At 73.8% G+C, this 12925-nt stretch carries 10 protein-coding genes; 6 read left to right on the forward strand and 4 right to left on the reverse strand.

The window, feature by feature from the left end:
• Nucleotides 1–51: 51 nt before the first annotated feature.
• Both D0D15_RS27530 and rho read right to left on the reverse strand, forming a co-directional pair.
• Nucleotides 52–888, reverse strand: coding sequence for a GNAT family N-acetyltransferase (locus D0D15_RS27530; protein WP_094005367.1), 837 nt, complete (start codon nt 886–888; stop codon nt 52–54).
• Nucleotides 889–951: 63 nt separating this feature from the next.
• The gene (rho, locus tag D0D15_RS27535; protein WP_094005366.1) at nt 952–2001 is read right to left on the reverse strand and encodes a transcription termination factor Rho; all 1050 of its coding nucleotides are present in this window, start codon (nt 1999–2001) and stop codon (nt 952–954) included.
• 240 nt (nt 2002–2241) lie between these two features.
• Between rho and D0D15_RS27540 the strand changes: the two genes are divergently transcribed.
• A complete protein-coding gene (locus D0D15_RS27540) occupies nt 2242–3150 on the forward strand; it encodes a DUF4175 domain-containing protein (RefSeq protein ID WP_233157251.1) in 909 nt (302 codons plus the stop codon).
• Nucleotides 3150–4067, forward strand: coding sequence for a DUF3048 domain-containing protein (locus D0D15_RS27545; RefSeq protein WP_094005364.1), 918 nt, complete (start codon nt 3150–3152; stop codon nt 4065–4067). Before D0D15_RS27540 ends, D0D15_RS27545 begins: the two co-directional genes overlap by 1 nt.
• Before the next feature lie 183 nt (nt 4068–4250).
• Here D0D15_RS27545 and D0D15_RS27550 read toward each other — a convergent pair whose 3' ends face one another.
• Both D0D15_RS27550 and D0D15_RS27555 read right to left on the reverse strand, forming a co-directional pair.
• Entirely contained in the window at nt 4251–5243 is a 993-nt protein-coding gene (locus tag D0D15_RS27550) for a crotonase/enoyl-CoA hydratase family protein (RefSeq protein ID WP_094005363.1), read from the reverse strand.
• A 15-nt stretch (nt 5244–5258) separates the two neighbouring features.
• A complete protein-coding gene (locus D0D15_RS27555) occupies nt 5259–6446 on the reverse strand; it encodes a PucR family transcriptional regulator (protein WP_094005362.1) in 1188 nt (395 codons plus the stop codon).
• Between the two features lie 166 nt (nt 6447–6612).
• On the opposite strand from D0D15_RS27555, the gene D0D15_RS27560 reads away from it, so the two are divergent.
• From D0D15_RS27560 to D0D15_RS27575, 4 genes are all read left to right on the forward strand, one after another.
• A complete protein-coding gene (locus D0D15_RS27560) occupies nt 6613–7512 on the forward strand; it encodes a hypothetical protein (RefSeq protein ID WP_094005361.1) in 900 nt (299 codons plus the stop codon).
• Nucleotides 7512–9293, forward strand: a complete 1782-nt coding sequence (locus D0D15_RS27565; RefSeq protein ID WP_094005360.1) for a GMC family oxidoreductase N-terminal domain-containing protein — start codon at nt 7512–7514, stop codon at nt 9291–9293. Before D0D15_RS27560 ends, D0D15_RS27565 begins: the two co-directional genes overlap by 1 nt.
• Before the next feature lie 525 nt (nt 9294–9818).
• Nucleotides 9819–11414: an MFS transporter gene (locus tag D0D15_RS27570; protein WP_094005359.1), complete on the forward strand. Its 1596-nt coding sequence runs from the start codon at nt 9819–9821 to the stop codon at nt 11412–11414.
• Between the two features lie 4 nt (nt 11415–11418).
• Nucleotides 11419–12924: an amino acid permease gene (locus D0D15_RS27575; RefSeq protein WP_094005477.1), complete on the forward strand. Its 1506-nt coding sequence runs from the start codon at nt 11419–11421 to the stop codon at nt 12922–12924.
• The last annotated feature ends 1 nt before the right edge of the window (nt 12925 follow it).

Genomic DNA, 12925 nt, shown 5'->3' on the forward strand with positions numbered 1-12925 from the left:
GTCTGGAACAAATCAAGTTAGGGGTCGGGGCGTGTCCGGGGCGGGCGCCACTCAATCCGCGGGTTTCACCAGCACGGCCCGCGTGTAGAGCAGCTGGAAGCCGCGGCGCTGGGCGTTCTGCTGCGACTTCGAGGCGGGTTGCGTGGTGATGACGGCGAGGTCGCAGCCGGCGGTCACGGCGTCGGCGAGCCGGGCGGACAGCAGCGCGGTCTGGACGCCGCGGCGCCGGTGGCCGGGCAGGGTCGCCGCGCCGGTGAACTGCGCGAGCCCGTCGGTGACGCACATGCTGCCCGCACCGGCGACGACTCCGTCGCACAGCGCCAGGTAGCGCCGCACGCCGTCCCCGGCGAGGTCGCGCAGGGCGCGCGCGAGGACCTCGCGGGGGAACTCCTGGTCGGGCGGCGGCCCGTCCGTCTCGGGCTGGGTGAAGGCGTCCACGGCGGTGTCCAGCCAGGTGCCGAACTCCCCGGCACCGACCGGCCGGATCTCGACCCCCGGCGGTGTCACCCGGTCCGGCTCCTCCCGCAGGCTGCGGCCCAGCACGTTCTCGAAGGACTCCAGCCGGTACCCGCGCCCGGACAGCGTCGCGGCGATCGCGGGGTCGGCCACGTGCGCGAGTTCGGCCTGCACCGGGGAGCCCACCGCGGCGAAGGCCTGTTCGGTTTCGTCGAGCACGTCCGGGGCCGGCACGCCGCCGAATCCGAGGCCGGCGATCTTGTTCAGCGGCGACCCGGCTTCGGCGAAGGTCGCCACTCCCCCGGCGACGGGCCGCACGAAGGCGGCCGAGCCGGGCCTGCCCCGCGCGACACCGGTGGCCTCGGCCATCCGTCGTGCTTCGGCTCGTTCGATTCGTCCGGCCAGCGGGAGGTCGCAGAAGAGGGCGTTCACGGGCCGGACTGTAGCGGCCCGGCCGCGGGAGCTCCTCCCGAATATCGCGCGGGCCGGGAAACCTCACGCGGCGGCGGTGGCGGACACCCGCGCGACGAACTCGGCGTTGGACCTCGTCGTGCGCAGCTGCTCCAGGAACTGTTCGGTCGCGCGCCGCGGGTCCTGGCCCGCCAGCGCGCGGCGGACCTCCGTCATCACGGTCAGTTCCGCCGGCGACAGCAGGAGCTCGTCGCGGCGGGTGCCGGAGGCGAACAGGTCGATGGCCGGGTACACGCGGTGGTCGGCGAGGGTGCGGTCGAGGCGCAGCTCGGCGTTGCCGGTGCTCTTGAGTTCCTCGAAGAACACGGTGTCGGCCAGGGAACCGGTGCCGACGAGCGCCGTGGCGATGATCGTGAGCGAGCCCCCGTCCTCGATGTTGCGCGCGGCGCCGAGGATCTTCTTCATCGGGTGCAGGGCGCCCGCGTCGACACCGCCGGACAGGGTGCGGCTGGACGCCCGGGCGGCGAGGTTGTACGCGCGGCCCAGCCGGGTCAGCGAGTCGAGCAGCAGGACGACGTCGCGTCCGGTCTCGACCAGGCGTTTCGCGCGTTCGAGGGCGAGTTCGGCGACGGCGGTGTGCTCGGCAGGCGCGCGGTCGAACGTGGAGGCGATGATCTCACCGCGGACCGAGCGGCTCAGGTCGGTGACCTCCTCCGGCCGCTCGTCGGCGAGCAGCACCATGAGGTGCGCGTCCGGGTGGTTGGTGGCGACGGCGTGCGCGATCGCTTGCAGGACGGCGGTTTTCCCGGTGCGCGGCGGCGCGACGACGAGCGCGCGCTGCCCCGTGCCGATCGGCGCGGCCAGGTCGAGCACGCGGGTGGTGAGCTGGTGGCGGGCGGTCTCCAGCACGAGCCGCCGGTCCGGGTGCACCGGGGTGAGCCGGTCGAACTCGGGACGGCGGCCGCCGGGATCGGCGCCGTTGACCGACACCAGTTCCTGGCCGTCCAGGACGATTTCGTCGCCGCGCCGCAGACCGTGCGCCCGGGCGAGTCCTAAGGGGACAGTGGGGCCACCGCGGCCGTAGCCGAGAGTGGCGGTTTTGCCGGAGATGTCGAGAATGCCGTGACAGGACATGGTGGTACTCCAAAAAAGGGAAGGCGGCGTGGATCGCCGGAAGGGAGAAACCCGGAACGGTGTCACCGGGGTGAGGTGGAGAAGAGAGACGATCTCGCGGGCGGCTGAGCCGGCATCCGGGAAGATCCCTCGCACCATAACCCGTCCGGCACTCGGTCCGCAAGGGGGCTCCGAAATGGTTTCCCGCCGTCGCGGGCGGCTGGTTAGGCTGCGGGCGGAACCGGGCCAGTGGAGGAAGTGGTGGAGGAGCGCGCGTGGCGGCCGCGCTGGTGGGTCTTCGCGGTGTTCGCGATGGTGGCCGCGGTGCACCTGGCCGGTGGCTGGGATTCGACGTCCGCGGTGGGGCTTTCGGTGGGGTTCGCCGGCACGCTGGTGCTGGCGTTCGTGCGGCGGTTGCCGTCCTGGGCCACCGGCGAGGAGGCGTTGCGCGCGCCGGTGCGGGCGAGCCGCACCCGGCTGATCGTCGCGCTGCCGCTCGCGCTGCTGGGCGTGGTGGCCGTCCTCATCGGACTGATCGACCACCCGCCGCACGGGATGGATGTGCTCTACGTGGGTTTCGTGGCCGTCCTCGCGGTGGGCTTGGTGGTGGTGCTCGCGCTGCGCCCGGCTTCCGGCCCCCTCTCCCGGTCGGGCCAGGATAGGCGGCTGCGGCTGTGCACGGCCGTCCTCGGGGCCGCCGTCGGCACGGGGGTGGCGCTGGAGGTCGCGGTGCTGGTCACCGTGGGCGGCGCGCTGCCGTGGGTGGTGCTCGCTCCGGTCCTCCTCGTCGTCGGGGTGACCGCGGTGCGGCGCCGGCGGAACGCGAAAGCCGTGCGGCTGCTCGCGGCCGGGGCGTGGACCGGGATCACCGCGGCCACGCTGCCGGAGGAGATCGACGGCTCTTCGGTGTCCGGATGGGCGGTGTTCCCGGACGGGCTCCGCGCCCGGTTCGGGATCACCGGCTGCCCACCGGACGTCCTCGCCGGCCTCCTCGATCGGCGCCGCCTGTGGATCGCGGGCGAACCACGTGACGGCGAGGTCGCGGTGGGCCTCCCCGACGGCGACGCCTTCGCCGTCGCGTGGTTCGCCGTGAAAGACCGCGACCACCGGCGCTGGGCGCGCCGGGCGTCCCGGGAGGACAATGGTTCCGACGGGAAGCGGGTGGGGTGATGCGACGACGGCTCATCCGGTGCCTGGCCGGGCTCGCGAGCGCCGGCCTCCTGGCGGGCTGCTCGACGGCCGGGCCCAGCAGTCCGATGGCCCCCGCGGCACCGGCCGGGCCGGTGCTCGTCGTCAAGATCGACAACGTGGCCCCGGCGCGGCCCGCGACCGGCCTCGGCTCGGCCGACCTCGTCGTCGCCGAGCCCGTCGAAGGCGGGCTGAGCCGCCTCGCCGCCGTGTTCACCACTCGCCGTCCGCCGGTGATCGGCCCGGTCCGCAGCGCCCGCGAGACCGACTACGACCTGCTGGCCGCCTTCGGCCGCCCGGTGTTCGCCTACTCCGGAGCCGCTCCCGAGGTCGACCGCGCGCTGCACACCCCGCCGCTGGCGGACCGGATCGTCAACGCCTCCCCCGCCGACGCACCCGCCGCCTACGTGCGGGAGGACGCCCGACCGGTCCCGCACAACCTGTTCCTGCGCCCCGAAGCGCTGCCCGCGGGCGAGGGCCCGCTCCCGGACGCCCTGATCGCCCGCGGGCCCGCGCCGGCCGGCGGCACCCCCACAGCCAGCCGCGCCGTGTCCTACCCGGCCGCGTCCTTCGACTTCCGCTGGGACGGCGGGCGATGGCTCGTGTGGCTCGACGGCAGCCCGCTGACCTCCACCGAGGCGGGGCAGCTCGGCGCGGGCACGGTGATCTTGCAGCAGGTGACCACCCGCCCCGGCGCCGTCGCGGACAGCCAGGGCCGGACCGCGCCGGTCGCGCAGACCGTCGGCACCGGCGCGGCCACCGTACTGCGCGACGGCGCCGCCTTCGAGGGCGTCTGGTCCCGTCCGGTCCCGCAGGCGGTCACGACGTTCGCCACGCCGGGCGGCGCGCCACTGCCCGCCGCCACCGGACCGGTGTGGGTGGTGCTGATCCCCACCTGACACCACGGGATGACCGCCAGGGCCGTCTGACGTCCCCGAACAGCGCGGCCTCCGACGCCATCCAGCCCCGCCCAGCGCCGCAGACCATCACCACCTTCGCCACGCCAGGCGGCGCGCCACTGCCCGCCGCCACCGGACCGGTGTGGGTGGTGCTGATCCCCACCTGACGCCGCGGGATGACCGTCAGGTGCGTTTGACGTCCCCGAACGGCTCGTCGCGCTCGCGCACCGCCTGCCGGAAACCCGCCGTTCGCGCGCGGTCCTGGAACGCGTAGCCCTCGCGGGTGTGGCGCGAGATGCCGTCGAAGACGGTGCCGATCATCGCCGAGTTGGCCACACCCTGCGTGGTCAGCGCGCTGTTGAGGGCGAGCTTGACCATCATCAGCTGGTTGACCGGCAGCAGGGCGATCTTGGCGACCAGCGCCTCGGTGACCTCGTCCAGCCGGCCGGCCGGCGCGGACTCCACCGCCAGCCCCCACTCGGCGGCCTGCCTGCCGGTGATGCAGTCGCCGGTGAACAGCAGCCGTTTCGCGCGCTGGTCGCCGAGCCGGTGGGCCCACAGGCCGGTCGCGGGCACACCCCACACGCGGGTGGGCGGGTAGCCGATCTTCGTGTCGTCGGCGGCCACGATCAGGTCGCAGTGCAGCGCGATGTCCGTGCCGCCCGCGACGCAGAACCCGTGCAGCTTCGCCACCGTCGGCTTGGTCGCGTGCAGCAGGCTGGCGTAGCCGCGGTTGAACCGGCTCATCATCGCGTAGTCGGCCATCGGGTCCCACGGCCGCGACGGGTCGTGGTTGCGTGCCTGCACCACCGGGTCGAGCACGGTCCCGGCCCGGTCCGGGTCCGTCTCCGGCGGCGCGTCGCCGTGCTCGGCGAAGATCGACAGGTCGTAGCCGCCGCAGAACCCCTTGCCCCGCCCGGAGACGAGGATGACGTGCACGCGCGGGTCGAGGTCGGCGCGTTCCACCGCGGCGGCCAGTTCGAACGGCGTGTCGGCGGTGATCGCGTTGCCCCGCTCGGGCCGGTCGAACGTGATCCGGGCGATCCGCCCGGTCACCTCGTAGGTCAGGGTCCGGTAGTCCCCAGTGTCCCCGCGGGGTGCGCGGTCCCGGAACAGGCTGCTCTCGGTCCAGGCGTCCCGCCACGGCGCGGGACGCGAGCCGGCGTCATCGGTCATCGCCCGACCGTAGCGTCACTCGCGCGCCGGCAGCAGCCGCACGACCTGCAGCGCCGTCGCCAGTTCCGCCACGGCCCGGGGGTCGCCCAGCCCACGGCCGGTGAGTTCCTCGACCCGCCGCAACCGGTAGCGCACGGTGTTGGGGTGGCAGTACAGCCGCTTGCCGGCCTCGGCGGCCGACCCGGCGCAGGCGAACCACGCGTCCAGCGTGTCGACCAGCACCTTCCGGTCGGCGGGCGGCAGGTCCAGCAGCGGGCCGAACACCGCGCTCGCCACCCGCTCGGCCTCCCCGGGCGCGGCGGCGATCAGCACCGCGACCGGCGCGTCGTCCCACGGCGCGACGCCGGGCCGGCCGGGCGGCAGGGTGCCCAGCGCCAGCCGCGCCAGCCGCAGCGCCCGCGGGGTTTCCCGCAGGTGGGGGTAGGCGGGGCTGAGCCCGATCCGCGCCGTGGCGCGGCCGCGCAGCAGGTCCGGCAGCCGTTCCCCCAGCGACGGGTACGGCAGCGCCAGCACGCCGATGTGCTCCTCGGGCGACAGCCGCCACGCCGAGCGGATCCCGTCCGACCGCAGCCGTGACTCGATGCCCACCAGGGACCGCTTGCCCAGCTCGGGGATCTCCGCGGCCACGACGACGAAACAACCCTCCACCGGCAGTCCCAGCGTCTGCGCGGCCTCCCACAGCGTGTCCTGGGCGAGGACACCGGTGAACAACGCCTCGACCAGCATCGACCGCTCGTGCTCGCGCTCCAGCATGATCTGCGAGGCGGTGTCCCGGTAGGCGTCGGCCATCGCGTCGGTGTAGGTGCCGACCAGCCGCCACACCGTCGCGGCGAAATCGACGAGCACCCGGTCGTCCACCGAGGACGATGCGCGCGCCTTGGCGACCAGCGCGTCCCACAGGTGCGCGAACCCGACGCGGTAGGCCCGCACCACCTCCGGCAGCGGCGCCCCCTGCTGGGCGCGCTCGCGCCCGGTTGCCCACGGCGCGGACAGGTCGGGGGCGTGGTCGCTGACGAACTGCCGCAGGATCAGCTCGGCGTTGTCCCGCACGGACTGCCGCAGCGAGGAGGTGGGCACCGGGTCGCCGGCCTGGTAGAGCACGACCTCGTGGCGGATGCGCCGGGTGACGGCGTCGGCGAGGTCGTCCAGCTCGCCGAGCAGCGCGTCGACCAGGGCGTCGATGCCCGAGATGTCCGTTGACACGCCGGAAGCTTAACGGCGACCGGTTTGTCCTCCGGCACAAAACCCCGCGCGGGTGAGTTGTCGCCGGGGACATGGGCGCCGGTGAACGGTTCACCGAGGATTGCTCCATCCGGTGCAAGCCCGGCACCGCCGCCGGGCACTCGCCGCCCACCACAGGAGAACATCGATGCCACACGCTGACAACGACGTCGGCCGCCGGGCCTTCCTGGCGAAGATCGGGGTGCTGGGCGCCGCGGTCGCCGCCGGCGGCCTGCTGCCCGGGCTCACCGCCGCGGCCGCCCCGCGACCGGTCCGCGCCGGGCTGACCGACGTGGTCGCCGCCCTCCGCCCGGTGCTCGCCGAGCTGGCGCGCGACACCCTCAACGGCCTGGTCGTGATGGCCTGCCCCGGCCCGGACGCCTACTCCCGCGCCCAGGGCACCCCGCGCACCGAGCCGGGCGCGCTGGAGGCCCGGGCCACCGACTTCCTGATCAAGGCCCTCGACGAGTACGTGCCGTTCCCGGACCAGCTCGCCACCCCGCTCACGCAGAGCCTGGCGACCGGGCTGGCCGGCACCCCGCTGCCGTCCGCGCTGCTGGACCTGCCGCTCAGCGGTGTGCGGACGCTGGACGCCGCGCTGCGCACGATGCTGGAGAACGACGACACGCTGCCGCTGTCGTCGGCGATCGCGATGCTGCTGAACCTGGTGGCGACCGAGGTGAACCCGCTCGCGCTGAGCGGCGCGTTCCTCTCCCCGTTCGCCCGGCTGTCCTATGCGGACAAGTGCCGCGCGTTCGAACGGCTGGAGGGGCCGCACGCGGGCCTGGTCGCGCTGCTGGACGCGAACCTCCCCGAGCCGGTCCAGGGCTCGGTGTCCGGGATGCTGCGGTTCGTGGCCGGTGCCGTGCTGGAGTTCGCGGCCTACGGCAGCGCCTGCGAGTGGGCGGTGTTCGACCCGGCCACGAAGTCCCTCAGCGCCCGGCCCGTCGGCTGGCAGCTGTCCGGGTACCAGCCGCACGGCGTGGTGCACGGCTGGGACGACTTCCTCGGGTACTACCAGGGCCGCACGAAGGTGGAGAACGTCTGATGCGGGACGTCATCGTCATCGGCGCCGGGGCCGGCGGTTCGGTGGTCGCGAAGGAACTGGCCGCCCGGGGCCTGGACGTGCTGGTGCTGGAAGCGGGCGGGTACGCCGACCCGGAGACCGGCTGGACGCACTACGAGAACGACGCGAACAACCCGCTCACCGGGTTCCTGCGGTTCGGGCCGTCGGACCGCTCGCGGCCGGCCTGGTTCCGGGAGACCCCGCAGAACTCGCTGCTGTGGCAGCTGGCCGGGGTCGGCGGCACCACCCAGCACTACTTCGGCAACTCGCCGCGCGCCTACCCGGGCGTGTTCGCCGGCTACGACGGCGCTGACGCGGCCGCCTACGACACCGCGCACCTGTTCCCGTTCACCTACGCCGATCTGGTGCCCTACTACGAATGGGTCGAGGCGACGCTGCCGGTGCACACCGCGGCGATGGGCACCAAGGAGTCGGTGTTCTTCCGCGGCTGCGAGAAGCTCGGCATGGCGTTGCAGACCACGAAGACCACGACCGGTGACTCCTACCGGCCGCAGGAGAACGCGATCCTGCCGCCCGGCGGCACCGCGGGCCGGTTCAGCGGGCACGACGACCCGCGCGTGCGGTGGCCGCTGGCCACCGGCTGCACGTTCTGCGGGTACTGCTTCCAGGGGTGCAAGCACCCAGCGGGCGCGCCGCGCACCCTGGCGGCCAAGCGGTCGGCGGACAACTCCTACATGCCGATGGCGCTGACCGCCGACGCGTGGTCGCCGCACGGCAAGCCGGTCTCGCTGGTCACCGACGCGTTCGTCACCCGGATCCGGTCCGAGCGGCGTGGCGGCGAGACGGTGGCGACCGGCGTGTCGTGGCGCTCGGTGACCACCGGCGAGGAGCACTCCGAGGACGCCCGGGTGGTGGTGCTGTCCGCGGGCTGCACCGAGAACCCGCGGCTGTGGTTCAACAGCGGGCTGCCCAACCCCAACGACTGGGTCGGCCGCGGCTACACCGACCACTACTTCGACTGGGTGATCGGGCTGTTCGACGACTACACCGGGTCCACCAAGGGTGCGGCGTCGGCGGCGCGGGCGGACTTCCCGGGCCGTGGCGGGATCATGAACGTCGGGCTGCCGCCGGCGATCCAGCAGTTCGCGCTGACCTTTTCCGACAGCGGGATCCGCGGGCGGTACGGCAACGGGCGCGGCTTCACCGGCCCGTGGGACGGCCCGGCCGGGCGGCTGCTGGGCGAGGAGCTGAAGGAGGTGCTCACCCACGGCGCGGACCGGCTGTTCAACATCCTGGTGATGACCGACGACGACGTCGAGCCGCACAACCGGGCGACGCTGTCGGCGCTGCCCGCGGACGAGCACGGGCCGGTGGCGAAGGTCGAGATGCGGCACCGGGCACGCTCGGCGCGCACGGTGGCGAACCGGGAGTTCCTGGCCCGCAAGGCGGTCGAGGTGGTGCGCGCGGCCGGGGCCCGGAAGGTGTTCCGGATCGACTGGCCACCGCTGATCCTGCACGTCCACTCGTCGATGCGGATGGGACTGTCCGAACGCGACTCGGTGCTGGACGACGCGGCGGAGGCGCGCTGGGTGCGGCGCCTGTTCGTGGCCGACAACTCCGCGCTGGCCAACGCACTCGGCGGCCCGAACCCGACGCTGACCAGCCAAGCGGTGGCGACCCGCACGGCGGAGCACATCGTGCGACGCTACTTCGGCGGCGAGGGCTGGGTGCGCACGGAGGCGCCGGTGGAGTCCACGGACCCGCGCATCACCCGCCGGTTCGCGGAGCTCCCGGCAAGCTGAGGTGTCGGGGTGGCCGCCGGATGCCGAGTCCGGCGGCCACCCCGCGCCACCCAGCCGCCCACGAGCCAAGGCCAGCCCGGCGGTCGCCGGGTGCCGAGAAGCGGCGGCCACCTCGCGCCACGCCCGCGACACCGCGGGCCCACGCGCCCGACCGGCCACCCCCAGATGTCGAATCGGGCGGCCGCCTCGGGCCCGTCACCACACACCACCCAGCTGTACGCCACCTCCGCCTCTCCCGCCAGCCGCCGATGCCGGAAACCCGCCGGCCACCCCGCGCCACCCGTGCACCTCCATCGCGCGCACCCACCTGCCCGCAAGCCAGAGCCGGCCCGGCGGCCGCCGGTTGCCGGAAACCCGCCGGCCACCCCGCGCCACCCGTGCGCCTCCATCGCGCGCACCCACCTGCCCGCAAGCCAGGGCCGGCCCGGCGGCCGCCGGATGCCGGAAACCCGCCGGCGCCCGGTGTCGAGAAACGCGCGGCCGCTCCGACCTGCCCGTGACATCCACGGAAGGGAAGGACCTCGCATGACCCACACGATCCCGGCGCGGGCCGGGCGGCGGGAGTGGCTCGCGCTCGCCGTGCTCGCCCTGCCCACCCTGCTCGTCTCCCTCGACGTCCACGTCCTGCTGCTCGCCCTGCCGCGCCTGGCGGCCGACCTCGGCGCGAGCAGCGTCGAGCAGCTGTGGATCACCGACGTCTACGGCTTCGCCATGGCCGGGTTCCTCATCACCATGGGCACCCTCGGCGACCGCATCGGCCGGCGGAAGCTGCTGCTCCTCGGCGCGGCGGCGTTCGGGGCGGCCTCCGTCGCCGCCGCGTTCGCCACCAGCCCGGCCATGCTGATCGCCGCGCGCGCCGCCCTCGGCGTGGCCGGCGCGGTCCTCGCGCCCTCCACGATGTCCCTGATCCGCACCCTGTTCCGCGACCCGCGGCAGATGGGGCTGGCGATCGGGCTGTGGGGCCTGTGCTTCTCGGCCGGGGCGGTGATCGGCCCGGTGGCCGGCGGCGCCCTGCTCGCGCACTTCTGGTGGGGCTCGGTGTTCCTGCTCGGCGTGCCCGCGATGGTGCTGCTGCTGGTGGCCGGCCCGGTCCTGCTGCCCGAGCACCGCGACCCGCACGCCGGCACACCCGACCTGGTCAGCGTCGCGCTGTCCCTGGCCGCGGTGATCCCCGCGATCCACGGGCTCAAGGAACTGGCCCACGACGGCTGGCGCCCGCTGCCGCTCGCGAGCCTCGCCACCGGGATCGTCTTCGCCGCCGTGTTCGCGCGCCGCCAGCGCCGCCTGGAGCACCCGCTGCTGGACCTGCGCCTGTTCGCGAACCGCTCGTTCGGCACGGCGCTGGGCGCGATGATGTCCGGCACGCTGCTGATCGGCGCGCTGATGCTGTTCATCACCCAGGACCTGCAACTGGTCGAGGGCCTCTCGCCGCTGGGCGCGGCGCTGTGGATGATGCCGGCGATCGCCGCCAACACCGTCTCGTTCGTCGTATCGCCGGTCCTCGCCCGCCGGTTCCGGCCCGCGCACCTGATCGCCGCCGGGCTGGCGATCTCGGTGTGCGGGCTGATCGTGCTCACCCGCACCGGCACCACCTCGGGCCCGGCGACCCTGGCGACCGGGTTCGCGCTGATCTTCCTCGGCGCCGGCCCGCTGGTGACGCTGAGCACCGGCCTGGTCCTGGGCTCCGCGCCCGCGGAGAAGGCCGGCTCCGCGGCTGCGCTCAACGAGACCAGCGGCCAGTTCGGGTTCGCGTTCGGGCTCGCCGCGCTCGGCAGCATCGGCGCCGCGGTCTACACCAGCCGCTTCACGCCGCCGGAGAACGTCCCCGCCGCCGCGCGGGACAGCCTCGCCGACGCGGTGGCCGTCGCTCAGCACCTGCCCGCAGACCTGGCCCGGGCGCTGCTCACCCCGGCCCGCGCGGCCTTCGTCGACGGCCTGCACCTGGTCGCGGTGATCAGCGCGGCCGCCCTCGCCGTCGTGGCCGTGCTGATCCTCCGTCTGCTGCGCCACGTTCCGCCGACCGGCCGGGCCGAGTCCGATGTGGACACCCGAACGGACCTTGACGCTCGTCGCGGCCGGCCACTACCGTTCGGGCACCCGGTCGACCGAACACCGAGGTGAGCCCGTGGACCCCGACAGCACCCGGCTGCACCAGCTCGGCTACGCCCAGGAACTCCGGCGCACGATGTCCGGGTTCTCCAACTTCGCCGTCTCCTTCACCATCATCTCGATCCTGTCCGGTTGCCTGACGCTCTACGGGTTCGGCCTGGACACCGGCGGCCCGGCCGCGATGATCTGGGGATGGCCGCTGGTCGGGGTGTTCGTGGTGCTCGTCGGCCTCGGCATGGCGGAGGTGTGCTCGAGCTACCCGACCGCGGGCGGGCTCTACTACTGGGCGGCGAAGCTCGCGCCGCGCCGCTCGGCCGCGGCCTGGTCCTGGTTCACCGGGTGGTTCAACCTCATCGGCCAGGTCGCGGTCACCGCGGGTATCGACTTCGGCGCCGCGCTGTTCCTCAACGCGTTCCTGGACCTGCAGTTCGGGTTCGCCGCCACGCCCGGGCACACGATCCTGCTGCTGGCGATCATCCTGGTGGTGCACGGGTTGCTGAACACGTTCGGCGTGCGGCTGGTGGCCGTGCTCAACAACGTCAGCGTGTGGTGGCACCTGACCGGTGTGCTGGTGATCGTCGGGGTGCTGGTGTTCGTTCCCGACCGGCACCAGTCCGCGTCGTTCGTGTTCGGCCACTTCGTGAACAACACCGGCTGGGGTTTCGCACCGTACGTGTTCGCGCTCGGGCTGCTGGTCGCGCAGTACACGCTCACCGGCTACGACGCCTCCGCGCACATGACCGAGGAGACGAAGAACGCGGCCACGGCGGGCCCGCGCGGGATCGTGAACTCGATCCTGGTGTCGCTCGTCGCGGGCTGGATCCTGTTGCTGGGCCTGACGTTCGCGATCCAGGACTACGACGGCGCGGTGAACACGGCGACCGGGGTGCCGCCGGCGCAGATCTTCCTCGACGCGGCCGGCGCGACCACCGGGAAGTTCCTGCTGCTGATCGCCATCGGCGCGCAGCTGTTCTGCGGGATGGCGTCGGTGACGGCGAACTCGCGGATGATCTACGCGTTCGCCCGCGACGGCGCGATCCCCGGCTCCCGCGTGTGGCACCGCATCAACAAGCGCACCCGCACCCCCACGAACTCGGTGTGGCTGTCCGCGACCGGCGCGCTGATCCTCGCGCTGCCGTACCTGTGGAGCGCCACCGCGTACGCCGCGGTGACCTCGATCGCGACCGTCGGGCTGTACGTCGCCTACGTCATCCCGGTGTTCCTGCGGGTGCGCAAGGGCGCCGAGTTCGAGCGGGGCCCGTGGCACCTCGGGCGGTGGGGACGGCCGGTCGGTGCCGTCGCGACGGCGTGGGTGGTGGTGATCTTCGTGTTGTTCCTGCTGCCGCAGTCGTACCCGGTGACGGTGAGCACCTTCAACTACACGCCGATCGCGTTCCTCGTCGTGCTGGGCGGCGCGGCGGTGTGGTGGTTCGCCTCGGCGCGGAAGTGGTTCACCGGGCCGAAGGTGCAGGGCACGGCGGCCGAGCTGGAAGCCGTCGAACGAGACCTGCGAGCGGTGTGAG

Origin of the sequence: Amycolatopsis thermalba (assembly GCF_003385215.1) — a bacterium.
GTDB lineage: Bacteria > Actinomycetota > Actinomycetes > Mycobacteriales > Pseudonocardiaceae > Amycolatopsis_E > Amycolatopsis_E thermalba.